32 protein-coding genes, 2 tRNA genes and 1 pseudogene are annotated in these 25,396 nt (G+C 59.2%); 29 read left to right on the top strand and 6 right to left on the bottom strand.

Annotated features, from left to right (window positions below; genetic code table 11):
* Window positions 1-75: 75 nt before the first annotated feature.
* Window positions 76-258, top strand: a complete 183-nt coding sequence (locus G449_RS18035) for a type II toxin-antitoxin system HicA family toxin (protein ID WP_081640441.1) — start codon at window positions 76-78, stop codon at window positions 256-258.
* A 149-nt stretch (window positions 259-407) separates the two neighbouring features.
* A complete protein-coding gene (locus G449_RS0103105) occupies window positions 408-839 on the top strand; it encodes a type II toxin-antitoxin system HicB family antitoxin (protein WP_022657847.1) in 432 nt (143 codons plus the stop codon).
* Between the two features lie 59 nt (window positions 840-898).
* On the opposite strand, the gene G449_RS18360 is transcribed toward G449_RS0103105, so the two are convergent.
* Genes G449_RS18360 through G449_RS0103090 form a run of 4 tightly spaced genes read right to left on the bottom strand, consistent with a single transcriptional unit; the run spans window position 899 to window position 4,288 of the window.
* Window positions 899-1,087, bottom strand: a complete 189-nt coding sequence (locus G449_RS18360; protein ID WP_159060418.1) for a hypothetical protein — start codon at window positions 1,085-1,087, stop codon at window positions 899-901.
* A gap of 10 nt (window positions 1,088-1,097) precedes the next feature.
* Window positions 1,098-1,340 (bottom strand): Ogr/Delta-like zinc finger protein, encoded by a 243-nt coding sequence (locus tag G449_RS0103100; protein ID WP_022657846.1) that lies wholly within the window; start codon window positions 1,338-1,340, stop codon window positions 1,098-1,100.
* 45 nt (window positions 1,341-1,385) lie between these two features.
* Window positions 1,386-2,423 (bottom strand): phage portal protein, encoded by a 1,038-nt coding sequence (locus tag G449_RS0103095; RefSeq protein WP_022657845.1) that lies wholly within the window; start codon window positions 2,421-2,423, stop codon window positions 1,386-1,388.
* Between the two features lie 14 nt (window positions 2,424-2,437).
* A complete protein-coding gene (locus tag G449_RS0103090; protein ID WP_022657844.1) occupies window positions 2,438-4,288 on the bottom strand; it encodes a terminase large subunit domain-containing protein in 1,851 nt (616 codons plus the stop codon).
* A 112-nt stretch (window positions 4,289-4,400) separates the two neighbouring features.
* On the opposite strand from G449_RS0103090, the gene G449_RS15745 reads away from it, so the two are divergent.
* From G449_RS15745 to G449_RS17635, 26 genes and pseudogenes are all read left to right on the top strand, one after another.
* A complete protein-coding gene (locus tag G449_RS15745) occupies window positions 4,401-5,231 on the top strand; it encodes a GPO family capsid scaffolding protein (protein WP_022657843.1) in 831 nt (276 codons plus the stop codon).
* 33 nt (window positions 5,232-5,264) lie between these two features.
* A complete protein-coding gene (locus G449_RS0103080) occupies window positions 5,265-6,299 on the top strand; it encodes a phage major capsid protein, P2 family (protein ID WP_022657842.1) in 1,035 nt (344 codons plus the stop codon).
* Window positions 6,296-7,051 (top strand): phage terminase small subunit, encoded by a 756-nt coding sequence (gene gpM, locus G449_RS15740; protein WP_022657841.1) that lies wholly within the window; start codon window positions 6,296-6,298, stop codon window positions 7,049-7,051. The genes G449_RS0103080 and gpM overlap by 4 nt, the downstream gene beginning before the upstream one ends.
* Before the next feature lie 129 nt (window positions 7,052-7,180).
* The gene (locus tag G449_RS0103070; RefSeq protein ID WP_022657840.1) at window positions 7,181-7,648 is read left to right on the top strand and encodes a head completion/stabilization protein; all 468 of its coding nucleotides are present in this window, start codon (window positions 7,181-7,183) and stop codon (window positions 7,646-7,648) included.
* Window positions 7,648-8,154, top strand: a complete 507-nt coding sequence (locus G449_RS0103065; protein WP_022657839.1) for a phage tail protein — start codon at window positions 7,648-7,650, stop codon at window positions 8,152-8,154. The genes G449_RS0103070 and G449_RS0103065 overlap by 1 nt, the downstream gene beginning before the upstream one ends.
* A complete protein-coding gene (locus G449_RS0103060; protein WP_022657838.1) occupies window positions 8,147-8,923 on the top strand; it encodes a phage virion morphogenesis family protein in 777 nt (258 codons plus the stop codon). The genes G449_RS0103065 and G449_RS0103060 overlap by 8 nt, the downstream gene beginning before the upstream one ends.
* Window positions 8,924-8,931: 8 nt before the next feature.
* Complete coding sequence (locus G449_RS0103055; RefSeq protein ID WP_022657837.1) at window positions 8,932-10,041, top strand: DUF2586 domain-containing protein; 1,110 nt, start codon at window positions 8,932-8,934, stop codon at window positions 10,039-10,041.
* Window positions 10,042-10,060: 19 nt separating this feature from the next.
* Window positions 10,061-10,531: a phage protein gene (locus tag G449_RS0103050; protein WP_022657836.1), complete on the top strand. Its 471-nt coding sequence runs from the start codon at window positions 10,061-10,063 to the stop codon at window positions 10,529-10,531.
* 18 nt (window positions 10,532-10,549) lie between these two features.
* A complete protein-coding gene (locus G449_RS0103045; RefSeq protein WP_022657835.1) occupies window positions 10,550-10,987 on the top strand; it encodes an N-acetylmuramoyl-L-alanine amidase in 438 nt (145 codons plus the stop codon).
* Complete coding sequence (locus G449_RS0103040) at window positions 10,980-11,321, top strand: hypothetical protein (RefSeq protein ID WP_159060417.1); 342 nt, start codon at window positions 10,980-10,982, stop codon at window positions 11,319-11,321. The genes G449_RS0103045 and G449_RS0103040 overlap by 8 nt, the downstream gene beginning before the upstream one ends.
* The gene (gene lysC, locus G449_RS18355) at window positions 11,236-11,499 is read left to right on the top strand and encodes an Rz1-like lysis system protein LysC (protein WP_342662194.1); all 264 of its coding nucleotides are present in this window, start codon (window positions 11,236-11,238) and stop codon (window positions 11,497-11,499) included. Before G449_RS0103040 ends, lysC begins: the two co-directional genes overlap by 86 nt.
* Window positions 11,499-11,840 carry a hypothetical protein gene (locus G449_RS0103030; protein ID WP_022657832.1) on the top strand — a complete coding sequence of 114 codons (342 nt, stop codon included), beginning with the start codon at window positions 11,499-11,501 and terminating at the stop codon, window positions 11,838-11,840. The genes lysC and G449_RS0103030 overlap by 1 nt, the downstream gene beginning before the upstream one ends.
* The gene (locus tag G449_RS0103025; RefSeq protein WP_022657831.1) at window positions 11,833-12,093 is read left to right on the top strand and encodes a putative phage tail assembly chaperone; all 261 of its coding nucleotides are present in this window, start codon (window positions 11,833-11,835) and stop codon (window positions 12,091-12,093) included. Before G449_RS0103030 ends, G449_RS0103025 begins: the two co-directional genes overlap by 8 nt.
* A gap of 62 nt (window positions 12,094-12,155) precedes the next feature.
* Window positions 12,156-12,278, top strand: a pseudogene (locus tag G449_RS18755) (DUF6890 family protein); the annotation flags it as partial.
* A 12-nt stretch (window positions 12,279-12,290) separates the two neighbouring features.
* Window positions 12,291-14,147 (top strand): phage tail tape measure protein, encoded by a 1,857-nt coding sequence (locus G449_RS15730; RefSeq protein ID WP_022657829.1) that lies wholly within the window; start codon window positions 12,291-12,293, stop codon window positions 14,145-14,147.
* A 5-nt stretch (window positions 14,148-14,152) separates the two neighbouring features.
* On the top strand, window positions 14,153-14,512 hold the full coding sequence (locus G449_RS0103010) for a DUF2590 family protein (RefSeq protein WP_022657828.1): 360 nt from the start codon (window positions 14,153-14,155) through the stop codon (window positions 14,510-14,512).
* Window positions 14,512-15,708 carry a baseplate J/gp47 family protein gene (locus G449_RS0103005; RefSeq protein ID WP_022657827.1) on the top strand — a complete coding sequence of 399 codons (1,197 nt, stop codon included), beginning with the start codon at window positions 14,512-14,514 and terminating at the stop codon, window positions 15,706-15,708. The genes G449_RS0103010 and G449_RS0103005 overlap by 1 nt, the downstream gene beginning before the upstream one ends.
* A complete protein-coding gene (locus G449_RS0103000) occupies window positions 15,705-16,316 on the top strand; it encodes a phage tail protein (protein WP_022657826.1) in 612 nt (203 codons plus the stop codon). Before G449_RS0103005 ends, G449_RS0103000 begins: the two co-directional genes overlap by 4 nt.
* Complete coding sequence (locus tag G449_RS17645) at window positions 16,313-18,139, top strand: phage tail protein (protein ID WP_022657825.1); 1,827 nt, start codon at window positions 16,313-16,315, stop codon at window positions 18,137-18,139. Before G449_RS0103000 ends, G449_RS17645 begins: the two co-directional genes overlap by 4 nt.
* 74 nt (window positions 18,140-18,213) lie before the next feature.
* A complete protein-coding gene (locus G449_RS17640) occupies window positions 18,214-18,795 on the top strand; it encodes a tail assembly protein (RefSeq protein WP_022657824.1) in 582 nt (193 codons plus the stop codon).
* A gap of 9 nt (window positions 18,796-18,804) precedes the next feature.
* On the top strand, window positions 18,805-19,773 hold the full coding sequence (locus G449_RS15715; RefSeq protein ID WP_022657823.1) for a hypothetical protein: 969 nt from the start codon (window positions 18,805-18,807) through the stop codon (window positions 19,771-19,773).
* Window positions 19,761-20,297: a baseplate complex protein gene (locus G449_RS0102980; RefSeq protein ID WP_022657822.1), complete on the top strand. Its 537-nt coding sequence runs from the start codon at window positions 19,761-19,763 to the stop codon at window positions 20,295-20,297. The genes G449_RS15715 and G449_RS0102980 overlap by 13 nt, the downstream gene beginning before the upstream one ends.
* Window positions 20,294-20,995 (top strand): hypothetical protein, encoded by a 702-nt coding sequence (locus G449_RS0102975; protein WP_022657821.1) that lies wholly within the window; start codon window positions 20,294-20,296, stop codon window positions 20,993-20,995. Before G449_RS0102980 ends, G449_RS0102975 begins: the two co-directional genes overlap by 4 nt.
* Window positions 20,980-22,086 (top strand): hypothetical protein, encoded by a 1,107-nt coding sequence (locus G449_RS0102970; protein ID WP_022657820.1) that lies wholly within the window; start codon window positions 20,980-20,982, stop codon window positions 22,084-22,086. Before G449_RS0102975 ends, G449_RS0102970 begins: the two co-directional genes overlap by 16 nt.
* A gap of 67 nt (window positions 22,087-22,153) precedes the next feature.
* Entirely contained in the window at window positions 22,154-22,351 is a 198-nt protein-coding gene (locus G449_RS18030; RefSeq protein ID WP_081640440.1) for a Com family DNA-binding transcriptional regulator, read from the top strand.
* Window positions 22,339-23,196 carry a DNA cytosine methyltransferase gene (locus G449_RS17635; protein WP_022657819.1) on the top strand — a complete coding sequence of 286 codons (858 nt, stop codon included), beginning with the start codon at window positions 22,339-22,341 and terminating at the stop codon, window positions 23,194-23,196. Before G449_RS18030 ends, G449_RS17635 begins: the two co-directional genes overlap by 13 nt.
* A gap of 486 nt (window positions 23,197-23,682) precedes the next feature.
* On the opposite strand, the gene G449_RS0102960 is transcribed toward G449_RS17635, so the two are convergent.
* Both G449_RS0102960 and G449_RS0102955 read right to left on the bottom strand, forming a co-directional pair.
* Window positions 23,683-23,759, bottom strand: a tRNA-Pro gene (locus G449_RS0102960).
* Between the two features lie 36 nt (window positions 23,760-23,795).
* A tRNA-His gene (locus tag G449_RS0102955) sits at window positions 23,796-23,871 on the bottom strand.
* Window positions 23,872-24,101: 230 nt separating this feature from the next.
* Between G449_RS0102955 and murA the strand changes: the two genes are divergently transcribed.
* Window positions 24,102-25,352 (top strand): UDP-N-acetylglucosamine 1-carboxyvinyltransferase, encoded by a 1,251-nt coding sequence (murA, locus tag G449_RS0102950; RefSeq protein ID WP_022657818.1) that lies wholly within the window; start codon window positions 24,102-24,104, stop codon window positions 25,350-25,352.
* The last annotated feature ends 44 nt before the right edge of the window (window positions 25,353-25,396 follow it).

The raw sequence follows: 25,396 nt of genomic DNA, 5'->3' as shown, positions 1-25,396 counted from the left end.
ACCTCCACACCTCTTGACAGTACGTAAAATTTTACGTACTGTGCATTTAACGCCAAGTGGAAGGGAGGGCATTTATTGACCGCGCGTGAAGTATTGAAACGGCTTAAAGAATTGGGCTGCACCATTGAGGAAGGTGCCAAGCACACCAAGGTCACAGCCCCGGATGGAAGATTTTCTTGGGTACCTCGACATGCCAAAGACATCTCAGTTGGCACGCTGGCAAACATTGAAAGAAACACTGGGATAAAGCTTCGTTAAACGAGGTGGGGGGAGGCTCCCCTCCCCCATTAAATATAGAAAGTAGAAAGGAGAACTATGAACATGAAAAACAAAGATTTCAGATTTTAGGCAATAGATTCTAGTTCATCAGTACGTTTTTAAAAAAATCTATTGCTCAGGAGTTTAAAATGAAAACCTACTATATCGGAGTATTTGTAAAGGAAGAGGCCGGTAACTACTCCGTGTACTTTCCAGATATTCCAAATGCCGTCACTGGTGGGTATTCTGTTGAAGAATGCATGGAGTATGGCGAAGATATTCTGGAGGTGGTTCTTCAGGATATGGCTTCAGAAAAAAAACCTATTCCCGCACCTTCTTCCCTTGAAGACGTGAAAAAAATGGTGCGAAAAATACGGGAAGAAGATGAACTTCCCATGCCCGAAGAGGTAATATATCAACTTTTCCCCGCCCCCAGCCTCGATATGGTTCCGGTAAAGGTAACCATCTCGCTGCCCAAGGCGATTCTGGAAGAGGCAGACAAAAAGGCGAAAGCCTGCGGCTATACCCGCTCCGGCTTTTTGGCCCATGCAGCGCAGGTTTATCAACCGGGCTGCTGCTAACCCTCTAGTGGAATAAATAAAAAATGAAGCCCCGGTTCTTCCGAACCGGGGCTTCTACTTTAGTTAATGTCAATCTGATGCCCGCAGTCAGGACAACGCCAAATTTTTTTCAAGTTTTGGTCAGGGCGACCAGTAGCGCCCAATTTCAGCGGTACCATCAAAACTTCCTTGCCCTCTTTTTTACATTCTTCGCAAGAAGGTGTTTCGCCTGAATTGTTAAATGCTGTGCCCGCTACGAATATAGCCATAACGTTCCCCCTACCCCAGCACCGCAAACAGGCTCAAAATCTGGCCAGGGCTTTGCTGTTGCAGCCCGGCGCGCACCTTCTCCGGCAAATCCAGCGCGCTGGGCGAGATGGTGTGGGAAAAGCTCAAATCCATCACAAAACTGTGCCCGCACTCCGGGTCGCCGCACAGGCAATACAGTTTACGCGTGCTGCCTAGCTGTTTGCTTGTGCGTATGATGGCCCTGTGCCCGCAACGTGTGCAATAAATGCGCATGAATCCCCCACAATGCGGCCATTGTTGCCGCAATAACAGGCAACGTCAAGGCATGGGCGGCAAGGCCGCAGGCGCAAAATGCACCCGCAGGTGCTCCGGCAGTTCATGGTTCACCACGCCCAGGTCTTCCCGCAGCGGTTCAATCTCATTTTGCACATACACTGCATCGGCCTTTTCAATATCGCCCAAGCCTCCGGCCACGCTGGGTATAATGTTCGCCAGCGCGGGCGGTATGCGGTGCGCGGCGATAATGTCGTCGCGGCTGATGTTCTTGATCTTTTCCAGCTCGTCCCGGGTGGAAAAATCCCCCACGGGCAAGATCTGTATGTCCTTCTCCTTGCCATTGGGTATGTGCAAAAACAGGTTGCGAAAATTGCCCACGCCCTTGCTTTGCTTCATGGCCTCGCGCAGGGCGTTTTCATCGTCCACATCCAGATAGGCGGACGAACTGTAAAAAATATAGCCCATGTGCGCGCCGTTGCGGTAATAGCGCCGCCGAAACAGCGTGGCGTCCTCCTGCAACAGCATGCTCTGTATGGCCCCCAGATACGAGGGCAGGCCGTATACCTCCTGCGCTACATCGTAGGTCTTTACGTGCAGCACCTCGCCGGGGGCAAATGTTGTCAGGCTGCCGTCCACGCCCAGCATTATGTACTGGTCGTCCTCCTTGGCGCGCCGCATGTTTATGGCCGCAAGGTGCGCATAGCCCACCACCTGCCCAAACAAATTGTACAGCCGCTGCAAATAGGCGTTGGCAAACACCATGTAATCCGTGGCAACCTTGCGCATGGTTATGCGGTCAAGGGCCGGGCTGCCCGTAAATCCCCGCAGCAGCTTGTTCACCTTGAATTCCAGCATGGGCCAGTGGTAGGCGTTGGCCCGCAGCAGGCGGGCAAGGCCCGTCAGGGGTATGGGCGTCTGGTAATACTGGCCGTTATCCAGCAAATACACGCCAAGATACTGCGATAGCTCGCCCTGCATCACGCTTTCCGGCTCGCCAAAGCTAAAGGCTATGGCCCGGCCCCCGCCGCCTGCGCCCTGGGCGTCATTTTGCCCTGCGGGGCGCTTTTTGTGCTTTTTCATATGCTTCCTTTCCACTATTGGCTAAAGGCCAGCGAGCTTGATTTGCCGCCCGCCCGTAGCTGCCGGGCCAGCGGTTCCGCCGCCAGGGCATGCATGATGGCCCAGGCCACGTCCGCATGGCCTGTGCTGTCTGTTCTGTGGGCGGCATAGGTCACCTGCCCGCTGGGCGTGGCCACCTGCCGGATGGTCATAAAGGCGTGGGCAATGTCTGTTTGCGCGGCATCCCAGGCAAGCCGCCGCTGCTCCATCACTTCCAGCGCCTTGAGCACAAGCGCCGCCTTGCTCATAAGGCTGTAAGTAATGGGCATGGCCACGGGGCAAAACTGCCGCACGTTTTCCAGCACGGCCTGGCCCGGGCCGGTCACGTCCACGCCCATGTGCATAAAGCGGTATTTCTGGCACAGGTCGCGTATGCGCCCCACCTGCCACAGGTAGCTTTTGCCCTTCCAGGTGTGGCGCTCCAAAAGGCGTATCTTTTCCCCTTCTTTCTGCGGCGGCAGCAGCACCACAAAGCTGGCGTCGTCCCGCGTGCGCGAGGGGTCGTAGCCGCCCCACACCCCGGCATCGTCCACCGGGCGGGCGCGCTTGAGGTCAAGGCCCCAGCCGTCCGGGTCTTCCATGCAGCCTTCAAGCAGGGTCAAAACAAATACGGCCAGCGTGTCGTCAATAAACTCGCAGCCAAATAGCTGGCGGAACTCCTCCGGGCTGTATTCCTGCTCCAGATCCTGCCTGTTAAACAGGTTACAGCCCCCGGCCTCGGCATCGTCCAGGGTCACAATGCGGCGATAGGTGTTGTCCGGGCACACAAGGCCCTGACGCAGGGCGGCCTTGTCCGGCCAGGGCGCGGGATTTTTGAAACGCGAGAGGTATTCCTTGCCGCTCCAGCGCGGATAGGCCTCATGCGTGATGATGGAAGGCGTGGAAAACATGGTGCGCCGCCACTTGGCATGCGCGGCCATGCCGCTGGCCACTTTCCAGAATTCCTTGAACTTGGGCATCCAGAAAAATTCATCGCCGTACACATGCCCGTGATAGCCCTGGGCCGATCGGGAAGACGTGGCCAAAAAATACAGGGTGGCAGGCCCCTTTGCCGTGTGCAGCACAAGGGGATTGCCCTTCAGCTCAATGTCAAAAGCCTCGCCGCAAATATCGCGGATGTACTGCAAAAATATTTCGCTCTGCGCCCGCGTGGCAGAAAGGAATATCTGGTTGTCGCCCGTGAGGGTGGCGTTTTCAAAACCCTCCTGCGCAAAAAACCAGGTAAAGCCCAACTGGCGGGCCTTCAAAAACATGCGGTTGCGCTGCCCCAGGGTGGAGCGCACTTCATGCTGATAGGCAAAAAAACGGCTGTGCAGCCGTTCCTTGAAGTCCTCGGCGGTCAGGTGCGAAACGTCATTCTTTTTCTTGCCCTTTTTGCCGCCCTTGTTGGGCGTTGTCGTTCCGGCAAAAGGGTTTTGCCGCTCTTGCCCGCCTGCCGCCGCTTCCCCTGCCTGCCCCGTGGCGGCAGCCTGGGCCAGCTCGCGCTCGCGCATGCGCAGGCGGCGCTCCTGGCTCTGAATCAGCAGGTCAATCTCGCGCAATTCGGCCTGCGTTTTGTTGTCGCGGCCCACCAGCAGCTCAAGACGGCGGTTGATGGCTTCGTCCGGGCCTTCATGGCTCAGCATGTCCAGCCACGCGCCCTTTATTGACCAGTCATAGATGGTGCGTTCCGGCACGGAGAGGGTTTCTGCAATTTCCGCCACCTTCCAGTGACGCAAAAACAGGCTCCGGGCGGCGTTTTTGACTTCCTCCGGGTAGCGGCGGCGACCTGCTGGCGCTTTCTGGTCAATATGACCTATATCATTGTTCTTGTCCGCTTCTGGCATACTGGCTGAATATCATTATAAACAGCCATTTTCCCCATTTTTTTGTTGTATTATCGCCTTTTACAACTGACATCTTTTGACCTAGCAAGGCAAAGTGTGTCTATCTGTCTGCATGGCAAAGCTCACCACAGACTTTATCAAAGTGGCCCAGGTCGGCCCCGCCGCGGACGGTAGAACCATTCATGAAGAATGGCTGCGTGAAATGGCGGAAACATACAATCCCGCCACCTATACCGCCATGCTCTGGCCCGAGCACTGCCGATGGTTCGGCAATATGGGCGAGGTGCTGGAGCTGCGCGCCGGGCCGGATGATGCGGGCGTGTTCTCGCTCTTTGCCCGCTTTGCGCCCAATGCCGCCATGCTGGATTACAACGCGGCTGGTCAGGGCCTGTTCTATTCCATTGAAGTATCAGAAAACTTTGCCGATTCCGGCAAAACCTACCTCTCCGGGCTTGGCGTGACCGACAGCCCGGCATCCCTGGGCATGCCCAGCACCCGCTTTACAGCCTTAAAGGGCGCCAACTGCTTCAGCAACGTGCCCTTTGCTCCCATGAAGCCCGAGGACAAGGAAGAAGCCCCCGGGTGGTTCAAACGTATTTTCCCCCATTTTTTCACCAAAACAGAAGAGGCCGCACCCGAAAATACGGACGGCCCCGAAAAGGAAAACAACATGGAAGAACTGGAAGCCCGCCTCTCTGCCCTTGAAGAAACCGTTGGCTCGCTCAGTGAGCAGGTTGCCGGATTTGAAGGCCGCCTTGCCGCGCTTGAAGTGGACGTGGCCGCTGGTGGCTCTGGCGATGCTTCTGGCGGCGATTTTGCCGTCAAGGCTCTTGCCCGCCAGATCGGCGCGCTGCGCAACGAATTCCGTCAGGTTGCGTCCTCTGCCCGCCCCGGCACCCAGGCCCCAAAAAACCTTGGCGCGGCCCGCAAGCCCCTTTTGTAAGACATCCCCAGCGCCCCAACACCAAGGAACACCATGAAACAGAAAACTTCTGAACGCTTTGCCCGAGAGGTGCTGTCGGCGCTGGCCCAGGGCTACAACGTGCCCAGCGTGGGCGCGCATTTTGCCATTGAGCCCAGCGTGGCCCAGCGCCTCAACGACAAAATTGTGGAACAGTCCACCTTTCTGCCCAAGGTCAACGTTGTGCCTGTGGACGAGCTGGTGGGCGAAAACCTGCTTGGCTACGCCAAGGAACCCGTCACCAGCCGCACAGACACCAGCGGCGATGGAGAGCGCAGGCCCAAGGACGTTCTGGGCCTCGGCAAGTACGCCTACCAGCTCCACAAGACAGATTCCGATGTGGCCATCCGCTACAATACCATCGACACCTGGGCCAAGTTTCCTGATCTGGCCGACCGCTACGCCCGCTACGTGCAGGAACGCATTGCCGCCGACCGCGAAATCATTGGCTGGTATGGCATAAACGCCGCCGCAAACACCAGCATTGCGGCAAATCCCCTGTTGCAGGATGTGAACAAGGGCTGGCTGCAATACATGCGCGACAACCTGCCCGGCAACATTCTGGCCGAGGGCGAACACGCGGGCGAAATCCGCATCGGCAAGGGCGGCGACTACTCCTGCCTGGATGTGGCCATCAACGACATGGTCGAGGGCATCCCCTACTATCTTCAGAAAGACCTTGTGGCCCTTATCGGGCGCGACCTGATCGTGCGCGAACGCGCCATGCTTTTTGAAGCCGTGCAGGGAATCCCCAGGGAAAAGGAGGCCATGGACAGCTTTTCGCAGCGCTACGGCGGCCTGCCGTGGGAAACGCCGAGCTTCTTCCCCGCGCGCGGCCTTGTCATTACCCCGCTGGCAAACCTCTCCCTCTACCATCAGGACACCTCCTGGCGGCGCAAGATCGAGGACAACGCCAAGAAGGATCAATACGAGGACTACATGAGCCGCAACGAAGGCTATGTGGTTGAAACCCCTGAGCAGCTCGTGGCCTGGGAATTTGCCAACGTCAAACTGCCTTTTGAAGAAGGCGGCGCAACGGTGTGGCGATGAAGTTCGGCATCATGAAGGCGCATCAGGAGCGCGTGCGCAACGAGGGGCAGGTCATCGCCAGCATGCCCCAGCGCAAGGCTGCTCCCGCCGAATCCCACGGCAAGGGCCTGCTGGCGGGCAAAAAGCTTGAGGACTTCCTCAGCGCCTCGCTGGCCGAAGACCTGGCAACGCTCAAAAGCCTTGCCTCTGTTATGGCCAAGGTCGCCCACAAACGCGATGTGCTGCTGCCCAAATACGCCTCCTACGTGGCCCGCCTGCGCGAACAGGGCGCAAAGCACGAACTGCTGGGCTACTGGCTTGTGTGGCAGTTTGACGCGGGCCGCATGGACGAAGCCATGGAATACGCGGAATGGTGCATGACTGCGGGCATAACCCTGCCGCAGCGCTTTCAGTCCACCATCCCCTTCTTTGTGGCCTCGCAGGTGGCGGACTGGGCAGAAGCGGAATTCAACGGCAACCGCTCTGTCGAGCCGTACTTTACCAACTGCGCCCAGGGCATTGCCGAAAATCCGGCGGTCTGGAACCTGCCGGACGACCTGACCGCCCGCTATCACCGTTTGCTGGGCCTTGCCGCAGAGCGCGCAGGCAACCTGGCAGAAGCTGAAACCCAGTTGCAAAAGGCCCTGACACTGGGGGCCAAGGTCAACACGGCCCTTGGCAGGGTGCGCAAAAAGATTGAACGCGGGGGCGCTGCCCCCGAGGGGGAAACCGCCGCCGAAGATGACAGCCTGGCGGCCCCCCAGGAAAGTTAGGCCCCTGGCCAAACATACTCATCCCCAAACCGGACGGCGCAGGCGGCGCACCTTGGCGGACAGGCCGCTGCAACAGGAGCGCAAGCCGCGCGCCGTCCAACTTTTCCATGCGGCTGAAGGAGCGGCACTATGGCAAGCCCCAAAGGGTTCGGCGTCACCACCGGAAAAACCGCCACCATCGTACTGAGCGGCGATGGCTGGTACCCGGATTTACCCGTGGCCGATTTTATGGATCTGTATCGGCTGCCCGCCGAATATGCAGAACAGCTTGTGGCTGACCATCTGGATCTTGCGCGCATATGGGCCGCAGGCGCGCTTACGCGCTGGCGCGCAGAGCAGGAAAACAAGGGCCATGCCTCCATTGACGGCATTCCGGTTCACGGCATCGAGGGCGGGGCCTTGCGTCTGTACAGGCGGGCGGTGTTTTGCAGGGCAAAGGGCTTGCTGCTGCAACAGTTCGTCACCATTGAGCGGCGCGAGGCCGCGCGCAACGATGCCAAGGAAACCCCGGAAACCGCGCAGACCTTCCTTGCTCAGGCCGATGCGGCCCTTGCCGCCCTTACAGGGCGCACCTTCATTACGGTGGAGGCCGTCTGATGCGCAAGCTCTCCGCCCTGGTGCAGCACATCCTTGAAGTCACCGGCCTGCCGCCGGAGCAGCTCACAGCCTTTGCCGACAACGGGGCATTGCACCCCATCGGGCGCGACCGCGGCCCCCTGCGGCCAGAACCGGGAACGGAAGGCCCAGTTTTGCAACAGGTGGAGCTGGGCCTGTTCAAATATGACGGCGTCATCCAGATCGAGCGCTACCCCGGCGATGGGCTGGCCTTTGCCGCGCTGGTGGCCTCATGGCTCATGGCCAACGACCTTGACCGCGACGGGCTGGCGGATCCGACCATGAACATCGACCTGAACTTCAAGGACGGAGATGCGGATCTGGATATTTCTGTGGAATTTGAGGAAAGGCTGGCAGCCATTGAAGACCCGCAGGGCGACATACCCTTCAACGGCAAACGCTGGCGCGTGGAAGCGCCAGTAATCACCCCGGTGGAAAAGCTGGCTGGCATGAAGGGGGCCGCAAGCGCTGGGGGCAGCCGTGGCTGACATTACCGTGCACGTGCAGGTGAACGAACAGGCCCGGAAAAAACTTTTCCGCCAGCTTGAGGCGCTCAGGCCGCAGCCCGAAAAACGCTTTCGCCTTGCCCGCGAGGCCGCGCGCGAGGTCAAAAAATACAGCGCCAGGCGTGTGAGCAAGCAGCAAAGCCTTGAAGGCGGCGGCTTTGCCCCGCGCAGCAAGCGCACCCGTTGGCAGCAGAACGACAGGGGCCAGTGGCGCAAAAAACGCCGCATGCTGGCCGCGATCGGCATGGCCAAGAACATGGGCGAATACCGGGAAGGCGATTCCGTGCAGGTGACCTGGAAGCAAAAGGGCAAGACCCACTGGTTCAGCGAGGTTGCCTGGAAGCACCAGCATGGCATGAGCCAGCAGCTTGGCGTCACGCCGGAAATGAAAAAGGGCCTTGCCAAGTGGCACGTCATGCTCCGCGGGCGCAGGGCTACCCGCAAAATGGCTCAGGCGCTGCTGCGCAACGGTTACAAGTTCCCGGCAAGGGGCAGGCACGGCAAGGTGCGCCTGCGGCGCGTATCCGCCAAGTGGATCATGGAAAACATGTCGCAAATGCAGGCCGCGTGGATTTTGCGGTTGCTGGTGCGCGAGGATGTTTCCGGCAGCCAGCCCAAAAAACAGAAAGCCCAAACGTGGGAAGTGCGCCTCCCTGCCCGTCCTTTCCTGGGCGTTACAGAGGATGAAAGCGCCAGCCTGCTCTCTGTGGTCAGCCAAAAAATTGTCCGTCAAATGAAGGATAAAAAATAGGAGTTTCCATGCTCGGATCCGTGCAAGTCAACAACCTCAATCTGTTGCAGGGCGCGCTGGACGCCGTGGAAAACTTTGTGCTTTTCACGGGCCGGGGCGCTGGCGTCAACGAAGGCAAGCTTGTTTCCATCAACGCGCAGAGCGACCTGGACGCAGTGCTTGGCCTTGAACCCTCAACCCTGAAAACACAGGTGACGGCTGCGCAGCTCAATGCCGGGCAAAACTGGAATGCCGCCGTGCTGCCCCTGCGCGAGGGCGACACATGGCAGGATGCCGTGGATCTGGCCGTGGAGGAAATGCGCTTTGAGGGCATTTGCCTTACCGATCCCATTTCCAGCCAGGTTGAGGTGGAGCGCATGCAGGCCAAGGCGGAAAGCGTCATGGCAAAATTCATGGCTCCCATGTTCATGGCCGCAGCCCCGCGCGCGCCCCTGCCCACTGAAACGTGGGCTGACTACCGCTCTGCCATAGCCCCCATAACCAGCGGCGTGGCCGCAGATCAGGTAACCCTTGCGCCCTATCTTTGGGGGCATGACCTGGGAACATACATGGGCCGGCTGTGCAACAAGTCCGTCACCGTGGCCGACAGCCCCATGCGGGTTAAAACCGGCCCCTTGCTTGGTGAATGGAGCGTTAAACCCAAGGACAAGGACGGCCGCAACATTGATTCGGCCACCCTGTACGCCCTGGACGCAGCGCGTTTTTCCGTGCCGCAGACCTACCCCGGCTACCAGGGCATGTACTGGGGCGATGGCAACGTGCTTGATGTCAACGGCGGGGATTATCGCGTCATTGAGAACCTGCGCGTCATTCAAAAATGCATGCGCCGCGTGTATCCCCTGGCCGTTTACCGCATAGCAGACCGCAGCCTCAACGAAACGCCCGAAAGCATCGCCGCCGCGCAAAACTACTTTGCGCGCCCCCTGCGCGAAATGTCCAAGAGCCGCAAGGTGCTGGGGGTTCCCTTTCCCGGCGAAATCCATCCCCCGGCAAGGGACGCCATAACCCTGGTGTGGCAAAGCAAGTACGAGCTGGAAGTCTGGATAACCGCCCGGCCCTATAATTGCCCCAAGGCCATCACCTGCAACCTGCTGCTTGACCTGACCAACTACGCCTGACGCGCAAAGGAGCTGACCAATGAGCCGCCAAAGAATAGGGGCAAAGGATTTTTCCATAACCGTGGGGGATCTCTCCCTCACCGTAAGCCAGGCCACGCTGGGCATTACCGACAACGTGGAAGTAGCCAAAGACAGGGGCGTTCCCAACGGTTGGGTGGCGGGCGATGTGAGCGGCGAGGGCGACATGGATCTGGACGCGCAGGCCTTGTCCATCCTCTCCGAGGCTGCGGCCTCCGCAGGTTCTTGGCGCGAACTGCCGGAATTCGACATGCTGTTTTACGCCAAGGCCGCCAGCGGCGAGGAAATGAAGGTCGAGGCCTTCGGCTGCAAGCTCAAGGTGGAAAGCCTGCTGAACATCAACCAGAACGAAGGCGCTTCCAAGCACACCAGCAAGGTGAAGTTTATCGTCACCAGCCCGGACTTTGTACACATCAACGGCGTGCCATACCTGGGCGCATCGGAAACCGAGGGCATTGTTACCCCTGGCTAAACCCATTTGAGGAAGTTCATGCGCAAAATTGACGACATCATCATTCACTGCGCGGCAACCTATCCAGCAATGGATATTGGCGCTGCGGAAATACGGCAGTGGCACGTACGCGACAACGGCTGGAGCGACATTGGCTACCATTTTGTAATCCGCCGCAACGGCGCGGTCGAACAGGGCCGCCCGCTGGATACTCCGGGGGCGCACTGCAAAGACCACAACGCCCGTTCCATCGGCATTTGCCTTGTGGGTGGACTGGAAAAAACACCCAGTGGAAAAAGCGTTTCCGCCGCCAATTACACGCCGGAACAATGGGCGGCCCTGCGCGAGCTGGTCACGGATCTGCGCGGCCGCTTTCCTTCAGCCGGGCTGCACGGACACCAGGACTACGCCAACAAGGCCTGCCCCTGCTTTGACGTTGCCGCATGGTGGCGGGATGGGGCGCAGCCCCATGTTTAAAACTGCAGGCGCTATCCTTTGCGCTGTGGCGCTGGTGGCGGCCCTGTTCTGGCTGGTGCGGCAGGGGCAGCAGCAGGCGGCAAAAATAGCGGAGCTTGAAACAACCGCAGCCGCCAACGCCAAGGCAGTACAGGAACAGAAAAACTGGGCGGACACGGTGGATACGGCACTGGCCGACTGGCGTTCCCAAAGGGATCAGCGGGCCAAAAACCAGACGGCACTACGTCAGCAAAAGGAAAAGGCGCGCCATGATAAAACTTATTCTGTCTGGGCTGACAGCCCTTTGCCTGATGCTGCTGTGCGGCTGCTCCAGGCCAGCGCCCCAGCGCATTGACTTTGTGTGGTCAAAGCCCCCGCCCATGCTGCTGGCCCCGGTGCCGGAGCCTGTGCCACCAAGCCTGGGAGCGACCAATGGCGAGTTGCTGGATTACGCACTGGAACTGCAAGCGGCCCTGAGTGACGCCAACGATGACAAAACGGCCCTGCGCGGCCTCTACAGCAAGGATGAATAATGCAGGATCCCGAATCCCTGAACTACCTTGAGCGCCTCCTGCAATTTTTCCTGCTGCCGGCCAGCCTGTACGGCGCTGGCGGCGCGCTCATGCATTCCACCCGCAAAGGGAGGACCCTGGGGCAAGCCCTTATTGAGGTGGTGGGCGGCGTGGCCACGGCCAACATGGTTTGCCCGCTCATCCAGGCCGAGACGCCGGAAAAATGGCACTACACCCTTTTTTTTCTGGTGGGCTGGGGTGGGCTGGAGCTTGTGGGCAGGCTTTATGAGGCGGGCGTCTGCGCCCTTGAACGATACATCCAACGCAAAATCAATCCCGGAGAGGAAACTCCACATGAATAAAACCGTTACCCTGACCATCAATGGCAAGATCCTGCGCTTCAACGTGACGCCCGAAGTTTACAACAAGTACATTGACGAAATCCAGAGCACCAAAAAGGTCGGGCCCACGCGCAATGCCCTCATGCGCACCGTGCATGCCGAGGACAAGGAAACCCTCAAGGGCCTTATCGATCTGCCCGGCGCTGCCATGCAGATATGGTCGCAGGTGGTGGAGGAATACGCGCCTGACCTCACCATTACGGTGGGGGAGTAGAACGCCTCGCCGCTCACCTTGCGCAGCCAGGGCTTTCCCAGCTTTTTGTACTCTGCCGCAAGTGGTTTCCTGGGCGCAAAATAGACGTTCCCTGCATGGCCGAGGCCATGTTTCTGGAAAATGACCACTGGGAAAAAATGAGCATCGCCATAGCCAACGGCATCGCCAAGGCACTGAACCCCTAACCCCGATACAGCATGGCAACAAAACTGGAAAAGCTCTTCTTTGCCATCGGCGTGCAGGATGCAGGCGCCATCAGCAAAATATCCCGGCTTCAGGCCAGCATTACCGGGCTGACCGACAAAGCCAAGGGAGCCTTTGTGGGCGTGGGTGCCGGGGCCATGGGCATCGCTGGTGCGGCCCTATCAATCCGGGCGCTGGTATCGCCAGCCACAGAGCTGAACAATGCCCTGGGGCAGGTGGAGGCCCTGGGCGTGGATTCAAAGGGGCTTAAAACACTGCAAAACGCCGCTGGGCGCTTTGCCATGCAATACGGCAAATGTGCTGTGGACGTTATCAAATCGTCCACAGCCATACAGGAAAAAATCGACAACCTCACTGCCGGGGAGCTGGCAACCTTTACCACCGCCAGCAATGTTCTGGCCCTGGCCAGCCGGTCCAGCGTGGACAGCATGACCGGCTACATGGCCAATATGCACGGCATTTTTGAAACACAGGCGGCTGGCATGGGCAAAAGCCGCTGGGCTGAACAAATGGCTGGGCAAACTGCCTTTGTGGCCAAGGCGTTCAAAAGCAAAGGCGAGGAAATCGCCGCCGGCTTTGACGCGCTGGGCAACCGCGCCGCAAGGGCTGGCATTGACGCGGGGGAACAAATGGCCGTCATTGCCGCCGCCCAGGCGGACATGGGCGGTACAGCCGCAGGCGAAAAGTACAAGCTGCTGGTGGATAACGCGCGCGCAGCCGGACGCGCCGTGGGGGTATCCTTTACCGACCAGCAGGGGCGCATGCTTTCAATGGTGGACATTCTGGAACGCCTGCGCGCCAAGTATGGCGACACGCTCACAACAGCCCAGCAAGCGCGCCTTGGCAAGGCGCTGAACGACGATCAGGCCGGGGCATTCCTCAACACCCTGCTATCCAAACAGGGGGAACTCACCCGCGTTATCAAAGACGTCAAGGGCGTTACGGACATGACCGGCGCCAGGGCTTCCGCCCGGCAAACCACGGATGCCTTTCAACGCTTTGGCGCGGCTGTGGATTATGTGCGGGCAAATTTTCTGCAAAAGCTCACGCCAACTCTGGAGCGGTGGACAAACAGGGCCAGCGCCCACCTTGAGACCCTGAACCGATGGATAACCAAGTACCCCAACGTGGCCAGGGTTATCGGCTTCGGCATGCTGGCAATAGTTTCCCTTGCCGGAGCCGTGGCCGTCGGCACTGTGGCCTTTCATCTGTTCACCCTGGCGGCAATGCCCGTTACCGGGGCCATCAAGGCTGTTACGGTTGTATTCAACCTTCTCTCCGGGGCTATTCGCGCCAATCCGCTGGGTTTTCTTGTCTGGTCGCTGATCCTGTGCATCATGTACTGGGAGCAGATACAGTCCGCCATCGGCGCAACGTGGACGCTTTTGCGCAGTTTCTTTGAAAGTCTGGGGTCATTCGGCCAGCCTTTTTTGCTGCTCATGTCCACGCTGGAAGAACGCTGGCGTCTGTTTACCGACATCTTTACCGATTTTTCGTGGACAAAGGTACTACGGTTCGCCGTTGCAACTGCGCTGACGCCTCTTGAATATTTTGTGAACTACATTGGCAGGATGCTCTCCTTTATCCCCGGCATGGGAGAACACGCGGAAAAGCTCATGAGCTGGAAGGCCGCAAACTTTGTGCCTGATACAGCCGCAATGGAAGGCCCGGAACTGGAAGGGCTCAAGCAGTCCAAAACCCTACAGGTGCAGCAGGGCGGAGTGCTGGCCTCCAGCAGTTCTTCCACCGTGAACAACAGCGGCCGCAGCGTTTCCATTGGCGAACAGCACCTGCACTTTGAAACACCGCCCACCAGCATGGATGACGTGCTGGCCATGACCTACGGGTAGAGCCCATGCCTGCAACATACTGCGACCTGCTTATCATCGATGACGATCTTGCGCTGGATGCCGGGGGCTATCCCGTACTGGTGCCCGACCGCGCCTGCATTGCCCAGGACATTCAGCACATGATCCGCGAAAGCGGGCTGCTGGTGGACATTGTGGGCGAGCGCGACGTGCGCAAGCGCAAAACCAATCTCGTCAAGCTCTCGCTCATGGTGGATCAGGATACACGCATAAAACCCGGAACAACCCGCATTGAGGAAATCTGGACAAGCCGGGAACGTGTCGAGTTCTGGCTTACTGCCGAAACACGGAAATTCGGACGCATCTCTTTTTTGGCCTATGCGGATGAAGCCAAGGAGGCAAAATAATGGCTGGCCTGACAACCTATGCCAAGGAACTGTTTACAGGCATGCTGCGCGATTCCGGCATGCCCGTGACGGAATCCGAAATGCAGGCCCGCTGGGAGGCCTGCAACGCCAATGAGGATTCGCTGATCCGCAACGACTCGTCCTTCTCCCCTTTCTGGCGGCTTATTTCGACAATTGTCACCCAGCCCGCGCAATGGCTCGTTGCACTGCTGGTAGAAAGCGTGTTGCCCAATTCCTTTTTACGGTTCGCGTCTGGCGTGTATCTGGACGTGTACGCCTGGGGGCTTGACCTCTCGCGCAAGGGTTCTGCCGCTGCCAGAGGCCGCGTTGTTTTTACCAGGGCTTCCGCCACTGGCGACCTGACCATTCCCGCAGGCTCGCTTGTTGAAACGCCTCCAGTGGGTGGCGTGGTGTATCGTGTGAAAACCTTGCAGGAATCCATCATTCCCAACGGCGCGCAATCGCTTGAGGTTGCGGTGGAGGCCGAGCAGCACGGCGAGGCCTGGAACCTTGGGGCGGGCTATTATTCCATTCTTTCGCAGCCCATCAACGGCATTGTGGACGTGACCAATCCGGCGGACTGGCTGGATTCGCCCGGCGCTGATACGGAAACGGATGATGCCCTGCGCCTGCGCTGCCGCAACCAGTTTGCCGCTGTGGGGCAGCTACACCACGATGCAGCTTACAAGGCGCTGATCGCGGCATTCACAGGCATACGCATTGACTACCTCTTTTTTGAGGCCCGTCAGGCTGTGCGCGGCCCGGGAACAGCCAATTGCTATGTGATGGTTGAGAGCGGCCCGGCCCCGCAATCGCTGTGCGAAGCTATCAACAGCTATATCATGGGCATGGGCAACCATGGCCACGGCGATGACCTGCTGTGCATGCCCATACCCGAGCAGCCGGAAGCGCTTACGGTCACCGTGCATGCTGTGGACGAAGCCGGGAAGGAACGCCGCGCCGCCCTGACCGTGGAGGTGGAAAACCGCATACGTTGCGCATTCCGCCAAAATACGGCCTATGAAATGACCAAGACCTTGCCGCAGTCCCGCTTTTCCTTTTCCCGTCTGGGCGATGAGCTGCATGCGGCTCTGCCTGATCTTAAAAGCGTGGAATTTCACCGCACGGAAGACATTGTTTCCCTGCTGGCCCTGCCTGTGCTTGAAGACCTCCAAATCCTGCCGGGTGAAGCATGAACTGGCTTGCCCTGTTTTCCCTGTCCTTCTGGATGAACGGCGCGGAAAGCACCAAGCTTGGCAAGGCTGCCCACGCGTGGTTTTCCATGCTGGGAAAGGCCGCAGCCTGGAGCCTGGACAATCGCGATCCCATGACCTGCGATGAGCGCACCCTGAACCTCCTGGCCTGGGAGCGTTGCGTCCGGCGCTACCCCGGCGAGCCGGAACGCCTCTACCGCCTGCGCGTCACCCATGCCTACGCCAATGCGCGAGATTCGGGGCAAACGGCAGGCTGGGGCCGCATTTTCGAGCGCCTGGAGCTTGGGGGCCTCTCCCTGGCCGAGCGCGTACCCGGGCAAGACTGGGATCGCGTGGGCATCATTGCCGATGATTCGCAGTTTCCCGACCAGCAAAACGTGCTGGAAATCATCATTGACGACTACGGGCGCACCTGCCGCCGCTATTACTTTGACAGCCGCATTCCCATTCCGGCCCTGGCCCACGTGGGCCGCTTTTCCTGGCATCAGGAAACCGTAGAAGCCGCCATGAGCACCCGCGCCATTGCCGATGCCGGCGCGCGTCTGGCCGTGTTTGACCACCATGCCGCCACACTGGAGGCCCACGCATGAGCACTATACTTACCGCCGCGGGCGTGAGCCTTATTGCCCGCCTTCAGGCCGAGGGCAAGGCCCTCATCATCGACACCATGATTCTGGCCAACGTGCCAGGGCAGGATCACACCCAGGCCATTGCGCCCGGCGTCACTGTGCCGGCAGAGGATCAGATCGCCCTGCGCTACGCCATACCCCCGCAGTACCGCGCCTACGTCAACCCCAACCAGGTTGTCTACAGCGCCATGCTGGGCAGCGACATGGGCGACTTCACCTTCAACTGGCAGGGCCTCTGGTGCAGCGAACACAACACACTGGTGGCTGTGGCCACGTTCCCGGCGCTGGAAAAACGCCGCTACGACGAGGCCAACGGCAAGACGGGCAATAACCTGACCCGCAACTTTCTGCTGACCTTCACGGGCGCGCGCGAACTCACGGGCCTGACCATCAGCGCCGACGTGTGGCAGCTTGATTTTACCGTGCGCCTCAACGGCATTGATGAACGCCAGCGCCTCGCCAATTTCGATATCTACGGCCAGGCCTTCTTTGATGGCAAGGGCTGGTTGCTGCAAAAAACGGCAGAGGCCTACGCCTTTGCACCGGGCCTTGGCTATGTGGGCGGCATCCGTGCGGCACTGGCCGAGAGTCTGCCACTGGCAGCGCCGGAAAGCGCCAACCTGCCGCAAAACGTCTGGCTTGACGTCTGCCTCAAACATACAGGCAGCGACCGCGTGGCCGAGGCCTCGCCCATGCTCGCGCCGCCTGCTGCCCCTCTGGCGGACAGCGCCGCTGACGAAACAGGCCTCATGCACTACCGCGCCCTGGTGGCCCGCATCGAGGCGGACGGCACGGTAACGGATCTGCGACCGCGCAAAACATCCGGCGCGTTGCCCATACCGGACGTGGCAACGCCGGAAGTACCCGGCACCATGCGGCCCGATGGCGTCACCTGCTACATGCAGGAGGATCTGCTCAAGGTCAGCGGACGCTACGCCATTTGCCCCACAGCGGCGGCTACGGCGGCCAAAACCGCAAGCCTTGACCACTTTGCGCTTATCCCGGGCGTGGTTCTTCAGGTGGCATTTGCCACGGTAAACACCGCAGCAAACCCCACCTTGAACATCAATGACACCGGGGCCAAACCGCTCACGTACTGCGGCGTACCTGTTGAGGTTGGCGCGCTGGCGCAGGGGCAGGTCTACACCCTGATTTTTTCCGGCAACGCCTGGCAGATCATCGGCGGCATGGCTCCCTACCCCATCGGGCAATATACCTGGTTTGAAGACGAACTTGTCCGCCCGGGCTTCAAGCCTTGCAATGCCAACGTCATTTCAGCATTCGCCGCCACATACCCGCAAATGGCCGCCTATCTGTCCACAACGCACGGCGCAAAGCGGCTCTTTGCCTCGCTTGCAGAGTACGAGGCGGCCCATAACGCCGCGTGGGCAACGCTTGCCGATGGCTCCCAGGTCAGGTGGAACAACATCGGCGGCGCAGCCAAGTTCTGGTGGAACAAAGCCGCGGACACGCTCCTCATGCCTGACCTCACGGGCATGCTCCGCGAAATGGCGGGATATGACGGCCTGGGATTGAATGGCAGCCGTGGCGACCAGGGGCGGCGAATCATGGGACGAGCAAAAGCGATTTGGGGATCAAACTTAGAGCCAATCTCCGGGGCATTCAGGAGAGAGACATCCACAGCAATTTCGGGGTACGGCTCCGGTGTTGGATACTCTGACTTGATTCTTGACACTGCGCTCGTTGAGCCCACGGGTGCCGCTAACGCTCCCCGACGCTGGGGGTCGTTGGCATGCTGTTATATGGGGCAGCCAGCCTTATGACGCTGGAGTGTTTAGGTGGGGGCAAGCCGACACGCCCAACGCCGAGAGCGACAATAAATTTCAAGGAGTAACCAATGGCAATTGCCCATAGATATACGCGCCCTGACCAGTATTATATCAGCTCAGATGAAGACTACGGCTACCCGCCGTACAACTCCACGCCCGATGCTCTGCCCCCAAGGCCATGGAAAAACCAGTGGCCGCAGTACGTGGACAACAAAGGCTGGGTGCTGGTTGAGGATCACCGACAGCGCGAGGAACCGCACTTTGCAGCCGAGGACGTGCAATCCGGCACCGAGTACTGGCTGCCGGGCGATACGCACCTTAGCCCGGCGCGCCGCATGCACACACCTGGCCCCCTGCCTGAAGACGCGCTGACCAAACGGCCGGAGCAACCGCTGGCAGAAATCAAAGCCGCAAAGGTTGCAGATATCATTGCCGGGCATGAGGCAGCTCTGGCCGGAGCCGTGGCCCTGTCTGACCCCACGCCGTCCACGGTTGCGGTAGAGGCAGGACTGCTGGCCGCTTCTGATCCCGAAGGTCTGGAGTTCGTGCGCAATGCTCTGGCAGCCCGCCGCAACGAGTTGCTGGCAGCCGTGGAAGCCGCCAAAACGGCTGAAGCCGTACAGGCCATTGTCGTCAGCTACGCTGTGTAGGGAGTGAGCATGGGCTTTCAGCGTGTTGCTTTTGCGCCGCCTTCCGTAACGGCAAATCTGGCGGAAGGATTGTCGCCCGCGCTGGCCAGCATGCAGCAAGGCTTTTCTGAGGGGGCAAAGTCTCTGCAAGGTCTCGGCTTGCCTCCGTCTGGATCCGGCGAACTTGCCGCGCAAATGGCCGCGGCCCGCCAGGGGGCAACCGCCGCTGTGGGAAGCCCTGTGTCATTCATGGCCATAACTCCCTTTCAGTACGGCATCGGCACCCGTAAAGGGGAATACGCCTACCTGACGCCGGAGCAAGCCCTTGCCGCGCTTGCTGGTCGCATGGCCGATGCTCCGCAGGAAGACCAGGGCGATGAATTGGCCTTGGTGGTGCTGCTCGTGGGCACCGTCAACCATGCAGCCATGGCTCAGGCGTTGTCGGCCTTTAACGCGGTGTTTCCCATCCCCCAGTTAGAGCAAGTCTGCCGCCGCGCGCAGGCGCTGGCCACGCTGGAGACGGACAAGTTCGTTATTCCCAAAGGGCCGGGCTATCCGGCATGGGGGCAGAAGGCACCGCAGCAGAACTCCAAGGGGCAAATGGTGGCCAAAGCCCTGGGCAGCATGCTGGCAACAGGGGAAGGCGCGGCACTGGCGGCGACCTCCCCCGCCGAAAGGCTGGCGGCATTCGCGCAAAAACAGGCACGGAAGATCGAGGAAAAGGCCGCAACCTTGCAGCATCTGGCCCAAAGCATGATCGGCGGCAACGATGCCTGGACGGGGTTCAGCATCCATGCGCCAGGCGCGGCGCTGTTCCGCTATCTGGGCAAACTGTCCCTTCCCTTTGACTCTGCCAGCAAATGCACGTCCTTGCTGTGCTGGTTTGGCAAGCCGGATCAAGTGGCCTTTTACCGTGAAAGTTTCGGCCTGTGCCGGCGCACCCTTACCAACAGCGCATGCCTGACCTGCCCTGGGGAGAATGCCGCATGTCCTTTCTAATTCTTGACGACTATACGGTTCCCGGCTTCGGCCTGAACATGAGCATTGGCGCGCAGTTTAAAGACGAAGACGCCAGCGGCGAAACGTCATCCACCGCCAAGGCCGACAAAGGCAAAAAGGGCAAAAAGCTGGAAGTGCGGCTTTCTTTGCGCTTCAAGGATGCCAACGATCTGAGCGAACTCATGCGGATTGCCGAGGCTACCGAAAACGGGGATGGCAAAATTTACACCATCACCAACGACACCGCCAATGCCGCAGGCATGCGGCAGGGGCGTTTTACGGGCAACTTCAAGGTGGACGAAGACGAAAAACTGCGCATGTGGTCTATCAGCTTTACCCTGGCCGAGCATGTGTCTGTTCCTGAAATGGAAGAGGCCCGGCAAGGGGCGCGGGCGGCGTCCACGCAAACCAACACTGGCACCTCTGTTGGCAGCGAGGAAGAAGAAAAAGAGGAAGAGCTGAGTTCCATCGAAAAAGTGCTCAAGTATCTTAACGAAAAAATCGGGCCGGAGAATGAGGAATGAAGCTGCTCAAGCGCCTTGTGGTGAACGGCGCGGAATACCCCCTTGTGTCTGACGAGGTGCGCCTGGACATCAGCCGCCCGGGCGCGGCCATTTTTCAGGTACGCGCGGATCAGCGCCTTGAAGGCCGGGTGGAGTTCTCGCTGGGCTGGCATTTTCAAAGCGCGCTCACCCGTTTTTTTTGCGGCGAGGTGATCACCTCAACCACTGTGGACGCCAAGCAGCAACGCCTTTTTTGCCGCGAACTTTCGGCGCGCATGGATAATGCCGCCCCCCTGAGCCTGCGCCACCCCACCCTCCGGGATGTGCTGGCCACCTACGCGGAGCTGACCGGGCTGGAGTTCATTGTGCCGGAGCGGCCTTATGCGTCCGCAAAAGTTCCGGCTTTTTACGGCTTCGGCAGTGCCATGCATGCCATGCAGACCCTGGGCGAGGTGTTCCACATTGATGATTATGTGTGGCTCTCTCAGGGGGATGGTAAAATTTTTGTTGGCTCCTGGGCGGATTCGCGCTGGAAAGGCCGCGAGGTGGAAATTCCGCAAAACGTGTTCAAGCAGGTTTCTGCGGGCGGGCAATGCACAATGGCTGCCGTTCCAGATATTCGCCCGGGTTGCGTGGTCAATGCCGCTACTGACGGCGGGCGCGTGGAAACTGTGACCCTGTCTGGCGTAAACATGAGTTTCAAATGCAAGACTTTTTAAAAAAAGCCATTCTGCGCCTGTTTCCAGAGCTTTCTGGCGGGCTGCACCTGGACAGGTACGGGCGTGTGCTGGCCATTGCCGATGCCCCCAGCCAAGGGGCCAGCTCGGAACGCTTTCGACCCCGCTTTGCTGCGGACATTGAAATTCTCACCGCGGACATGGAGCCGGATCCGGCCTTTCCCCATTACACGGCTGTGCCCCTTCCCGTGCCGCTGGGCGCTGGCGGCGAGGCTGGTGTTTTTGCGCCGCCAAGGCCCGGGGCGCTTGTGGTTGTGGGCTTCGCCTATGGACGGCAGGATCACCCCATTATCCGGCAGATGTACGGCATGGGTGATTCGCTGCCGCAGGTGGGGCCGGAAGAAATGCTGCTGCAACAAAGCCCGACCACCTTTCAACGGGCCGACGCTGGCGGCAACTGGAGCCGCCAGACAGATGCGGAAATCGCGGACAAAAGCGTTACGCGCCGGATTGAGGCTATGGAAAGCACCACGGAGCTGGCGCGGGAGACGCGGCGCATTTCTGAGCATTCTACCTTGGAAGTGGACGGCACGCACACTTTGGAAGTGGGCACGGTGCTGACCATGCTGGCAGGCCTGCGCGCAGATGTGGGCAGCCTTGGCGCGCTCAACCTCACGGCAGGGGGTGACTCCACTCACTCCACCGCAGGCGCTGCGCAAGAGACGGTGGGCAAGGATCACGCAAGCAAGGTCACTGGCAACCGCCAGATCGACATTGCTGGCAACCGTGGGCTGACTGTAAAGGGCAGCAACACTGACGCGATAGTCCAAAACCAGGCCGTAAACGTGGGCGGGCGACATACGGACATTGCCAAAGGCGACAGAAATATTGAAGCCGCCAATATTACCCTGAGAGCCAGGGGACGCTTTACCATCATCGCTGAAGGCGAAGGCGGCAGCATTAACTTGTACAACGAGCTGCTGGATTGCCTGGCCGACATCCGCGCCGCCCTGGACGTGCTCGCCATGCACGACCATCCCAACGCCGGAACCATCAATCAGGGTGGTGCCGTGTCCAGCAATGCCGCTGGTGCTGAAGGGCACCGCCAAAAAATGAAGGGAATAACGGGCTAAACGCCCTCCCCACACCCCATGAGAGCCACGAGCCCCAACACAATGCCCAAGAGGCCACGGACTTCTCATGCACTATATTCCCCCATCTGCACAAAATACATTGCCAGAGCTGCGCTGCCAGCACTGCGGCAAAAAACTTGCCGAGGGCTACGTCGACCTGCTGGTCATCAAGTGCCCGCGCTGCCGAACATACAATACCTTGAGGACTGATTGTCCCAAACGCGAGGCCGCAGAGCCCACTGGAGACAACGCATGCTCACGGTAGGCAGTCTGTTTTCAGGCGCTGGCCTGTGCGACCTCGGTCTGCACTGGGCCGGATTCCAACACTGCTACTTCTGCGAGGTTGAAGGATTCTGTCAGTCTATCCTGCGCAGGCACTGGCCCGGCCTCCCCATTTTTGACGACGTGCGCACCCTGTCCGGGGTGCAGTTGCCCCATGTTGATGTCCTGTGCGGAGGCTTCCCCTGCCAGGACGTAAGCCTCGCCGGCCAGCGCGCCGGCATAACCTCAACCTCCAGAAGTGGGCTTTGGCATGAATACAAAAGAATCATTGACGAAACGCGCCCGCGCTACATCATCGCGGAAAACGTACCGGGCCTGCTCTCCCTCGGCATTGAGGGCGTCCTCAAAGATCTGGCCACGCTCGGGTATGATGCGGAGTGGGAAGTGCTGGGCGCGGGATCCTGCGGTGCGCCGCACCATCGGGAAAGGGTTTTCATTGTTGCCTACCCCCACAGTTCACGGTCTGCTGGCAGGGCACCTGTACTATCTGAGATCGGGAAGTACATGGGCGACCACAACCAATCTGGCAACATATTTGTTTGGGCTGGCCTACGGTTTGACCGATCGCGAAAAGATTCGGCTACCGAAGCATTTTCTCAACCCGTCATTTGTCGAGTGGATGATGGGAGCGCCCCAGGGCTGGACGCTGCCGATGGGCACAAGTCTGGCGCACGGCCCCACCTGCTCGGCAGAGTAGACACCACTACGGCAAAAGCATGGATCCCGCGCCTCAAGGCGCTGGGCAACGCCATCACCCCCCAACAGGCCTACGCCATCGGGGCTTGCATCCTTCAGGCAGAAGGCCTGCCCGTTGCTCCCATGCCCTAAAAAAACAGCAATCACACTATAAAAAACACAAAAAAGGCGGGAAAACCCGCCTTTTTTCATATCTCCGGCCTTCCTCTGGCCCTCTTTTCCTACCGCTAGGATCCACTGCCTACCTTTTGGTGATTCATCGCCATATTCTTCACCCAAGATTCCAGCAAAAAATTTTCTGCCGAAAAACGAACTCATCCGCGCCAAACCTTCGGCCTTTTCCGATCAAATTTTCGCAAAAAAGAGACCACCGCAAGGTGGCCCGGAGTAGTTGGCTGGCAAAGGGCAAAGGCAAAAACTGTCTTTTGCAAGGATTGCACTTAGTTGCAACACGCCGCATTTCTATTGCAGACTGCGACAAAGAGTAAATTCCACAACTAGCTAATTTAAATGACTTTATTTTTTATCGACCAACAAAATTTTATATCCTGTGTATCCTTGCGTGTACCCTAAACAAAAAAGGGTTTATGGCTATTCACCATAAACCCTTGATATATTTGGTCGGAGCGAAAGGATTCGAACCTTCGACCCCCTGCTCCCAAAGCAGGTGCGCTACCAGGCTGCGCCACGCTCCGAAAAAAAACCCGCGCCGTTGCGGCGCGGGAAAGTTGTGGGGCGAAAGATGGGACTTGAACCCACGGCCACCTGGGCCACAACCAGGTGCTCTACCTACTGAGCTACTTCCGCCACGGGAAAATTCTTATAAGCAGGTTATTTTAGTTTGGCAAGCATTTTTTCCACATAGCTTCATCTGGATTTTATCTAGAAAAGTAACTACACTTGCATCCGCTGCTTGGCTTGGCGGCAACATACCCGCCAGCCAGGCCATTTGCCCGCCTCGCAAGCCATGGATATCACATCTGTGATTCAGGCGCTTCCGGCACGTCAGGCGTCAAACATTTTTTCGGGGACACTCCATGGACAAACTGGTTATTGAAGGCGGCGTTCCGCTTACTGGCGGCATTGAGGTCAGCGGCTCCAAAAATGCGGCCTTGCCCATTCTTTTTGCCTGCATTCTGCTGTCAGAGCCGGTCACCATCACCAATGTGCCCAACCTGCGCGATATACATACCACCATCAAGCTCCTGAACATGTTGGGCTGCACCTGCGAATACAACGATCATCGGGTACAGGTGCAGCCCGGCAATTTACTGCCGGAAGCTCCATATGACCTGGTGCGTACCATGCGCGCTTCTGTTCTGTGCCTTGGGCCGCTGCTGGCCCGAATAGGTCAGGCGCGCGTGGCCCTGCCCGGCGGCTGCGCCATTGGCGCGCGCCCCGTAGACCAGCACCTCAAGGGTCTGGAGCAGATGGGCGCCAGCTTTCAGCTTGAGGAAGGTTATATCATTGGCCGCTGCCGCCAGCTCAAGGGCGCACACATTTCTTTTGACATGCCCACCGTGGGCGGCACGGAAAACCTGCTCATGGCCGCAGCTCTGGCAGATGGCGAAACCATGCTCGAAAACGCCGCCCGCGAGCCAGAAATTGTTGACCTGGCGAACTTTTTGCGGGCCTGCGGCGCAAAAATCGAAGGGCACGGCACGTCTGTCATCCGCATTCAGGGCGTTACCTCCTTGCACGATGGAGAATACCCCGTTATGCCCGACCGCATCGAGGCGGGAACCTTCCTCGTGGCTGCGGGCATTACCGGCGGCGAGCTGATGCTGCGCAACTGCCCTTTCAAAGACCTTGAAGCCGTCATTCTCAAGCTGCGCAGCATGGGCATGGAGATCACCAACACCCCCGAGGGAGTTCTGGCGCGTTGCGCTGGCCCCCTGCGCGGCACTGATGTGAAAACCCAGCCCTACCCCGGCTTTCCCACAGACATGCAAGCCCAGCTCATGGCGCTCATGTGCCTTGCCGAAGGGGCCAGCGTTGTGGAAGAAAGCATTTTTGAAAACCGCTTCATGCACGTGCTTGAACTCATGCGCATGGGCGCGCAGATCAAGGTTTCCGGCCACACGGCCATGGTGCGCGGCGTGCAGAAGCTCACCGGCGCGCCGGTGATGGCCTCCGACCTCCGTGCCAGCGCCTCGCTGGTTCTGGCAGGTCTTTCGGCCAAGGGCGTTACCGAAGTGCGGCGCATCTACCACCTCGACCGTGGCTATGAGAGCATCGAGCACAAGCTGAACGCCGTTGGCGCGCGTATCCGCCGCGAAAAAGAATAAAAAACTCCGCTCCTTTTGCAGGCAGCCTCCATGGCACGCCCGCA

The organism is Desulfovibrio desulfuricans DSM 642, from assembly GCF_000420465.1.
In the GTDB taxonomy this organism is placed as follows: domain Bacteria; phylum Desulfobacterota; class Desulfovibrionia; order Desulfovibrionales; family Desulfovibrionaceae; genus Desulfovibrio; species Desulfovibrio desulfuricans.
Note: the sequence above shows the minus strand (reverse complement) of the source record. Positions and strands in the feature narration are given on the sequence as shown.

What these genes read in the sequence shown, in the direction of transcription:
- G449_RS17640 (WP_022657824.1), top strand. Translation starts at nt 18,214, where the DNA reads ATGGCAATTGCCCATAGATATACGCGCCCTGACCAGTATTATATCAGC.
- G449_RS0102980 (WP_022657822.1), top strand. Translation starts at nt 19,761, where the DNA reads ATGTCCTTTCTAATTCTTGACGACTATACGGTTCCCGGCTTCGGCCTG.
- lysC (WP_342662194.1), top strand. Translation starts at nt 11,236, where the DNA reads ATGATAAAACTTATTCTGTCTGGGCTGACAGCCCTTTGCCTGATGCTG.
- G449_RS0103070 (WP_022657840.1), top strand. Translation starts at nt 7,181, where the DNA reads ATGGCAAGCCCCAAAGGGTTCGGCGTCACCACCGGAAAAACCGCCACC.
- G449_RS0103065 (WP_022657839.1), top strand. Translation starts at nt 7,648, where the DNA reads ATGCGCAAGCTCTCCGCCCTGGTGCAGCACATCCTTGAAGTCACCGGC.
- G449_RS0103090 (WP_022657844.1), bottom strand. Translation starts at nt 4,288, where the DNA reads ATGCCAGAAGCGGACAAGAACAATGATATAGGTCATATTGACCAGAAA.
- G449_RS0103055 (WP_022657837.1), top strand. Translation starts at nt 8,932, where the DNA reads ATGCTCGGATCCGTGCAAGTCAACAACCTCAATCTGTTGCAGGGCGCG.
- G449_RS0103000 (WP_022657826.1), top strand. Translation starts at nt 15,705, where the DNA reads ATGAACTGGCTTGCCCTGTTTTCCCTGTCCTTCTGGATGAACGGCGCG.
- G449_RS0103025 (WP_022657831.1), top strand. Translation starts at nt 11,833, where the DNA reads ATGAATAAAACCGTTACCCTGACCATCAATGGCAAGATCCTGCGCTTC.
- G449_RS0103005 (WP_022657827.1), top strand. Translation starts at nt 14,512, where the DNA reads ATGGCTGGCCTGACAACCTATGCCAAGGAACTGTTTACAGGCATGCTG.
- G449_RS15715 (WP_022657823.1), top strand. Translation starts at nt 18,805, where the DNA reads ATGGGCTTTCAGCGTGTTGCTTTTGCGCCGCCTTCCGTAACGGCAAAT.
- gpM (WP_022657841.1), top strand. Translation starts at nt 6,296, where the DNA reads ATGAAGTTCGGCATCATGAAGGCGCATCAGGAGCGCGTGCGCAACGAG.
- G449_RS0103080 (WP_022657842.1), top strand. Translation starts at nt 5,265, where the DNA reads ATGAAACAGAAAACTTCTGAACGCTTTGCCCGAGAGGTGCTGTCGGCG.
- G449_RS0103045 (WP_022657835.1), top strand. Translation starts at nt 10,550, where the DNA reads ATGCGCAAAATTGACGACATCATCATTCACTGCGCGGCAACCTATCCA.
- G449_RS0103030 (WP_022657832.1), top strand. Translation starts at nt 11,499, where the DNA reads ATGCAGGATCCCGAATCCCTGAACTACCTTGAGCGCCTCCTGCAATTT.
- G449_RS0103095 (WP_022657845.1), bottom strand. Translation starts at nt 2,423, where the DNA reads ATGAAAAAGCACAAAAAGCGCCCCGCAGGGCAAAATGACGCCCAGGGC.
- G449_RS15745 (WP_022657843.1), top strand. Translation starts at nt 4,401, where the DNA reads ATGGCAAAGCTCACCACAGACTTTATCAAAGTGGCCCAGGTCGGCCCC.
- murA (WP_022657818.1), top strand. Translation starts at nt 24,102, where the DNA reads ATGGACAAACTGGTTATTGAAGGCGGCGTTCCGCTTACTGGCGGCATT.
- G449_RS17645 (WP_022657825.1), top strand. Translation starts at nt 16,313, where the DNA reads ATGAGCACTATACTTACCGCCGCGGGCGTGAGCCTTATTGCCCGCCTT.
- G449_RS18030 (WP_081640440.1), top strand. Translation starts at nt 22,154, where the DNA reads ATGCACTATATTCCCCCATCTGCACAAAATACATTGCCAGAGCTGCGC.
- G449_RS0103105 (WP_022657847.1), top strand. Translation starts at nt 408, where the DNA reads ATGAAAACCTACTATATCGGAGTATTTGTAAAGGAAGAGGCCGGTAAC.
- G449_RS17635 (WP_022657819.1), top strand. Translation starts at nt 22,339, where the DNA reads ATGCTCACGGTAGGCAGTCTGTTTTCAGGCGCTGGCCTGTGCGACCTC.
- G449_RS0103050 (WP_022657836.1), top strand. Translation starts at nt 10,061, where the DNA reads ATGAGCCGCCAAAGAATAGGGGCAAAGGATTTTTCCATAACCGTGGGG.
- G449_RS18360 (WP_159060418.1), bottom strand. Translation starts at nt 1,087, where the DNA reads ATGGCTATATTCGTAGCGGGCACAGCATTTAACAATTCAGGCGAAACA.
- G449_RS0103040 (WP_159060417.1), top strand. Translation starts at nt 10,980, where the DNA reads ATGTTTAAAACTGCAGGCGCTATCCTTTGCGCTGTGGCGCTGGTGGCG.
- G449_RS15730 (WP_022657829.1), top strand. Translation starts at nt 12,291, where the DNA reads ATGGCAACAAAACTGGAAAAGCTCTTCTTTGCCATCGGCGTGCAGGAT.
- G449_RS0102975 (WP_022657821.1), top strand. Translation starts at nt 20,294, where the DNA reads ATGAAGCTGCTCAAGCGCCTTGTGGTGAACGGCGCGGAATACCCCCTT.
- G449_RS0103010 (WP_022657828.1), top strand. Translation starts at nt 14,153, where the DNA reads ATGCCTGCAACATACTGCGACCTGCTTATCATCGATGACGATCTTGCG.
- G449_RS0102970 (WP_022657820.1), top strand. Translation starts at nt 20,980, where the DNA reads ATGCAAGACTTTTTAAAAAAAGCCATTCTGCGCCTGTTTCCAGAGCTT.
- G449_RS0103100 (WP_022657846.1), bottom strand. Translation starts at nt 1,340, where the DNA reads ATGCGCATTTATTGCACACGTTGCGGGCACAGGGCCATCATACGCACA.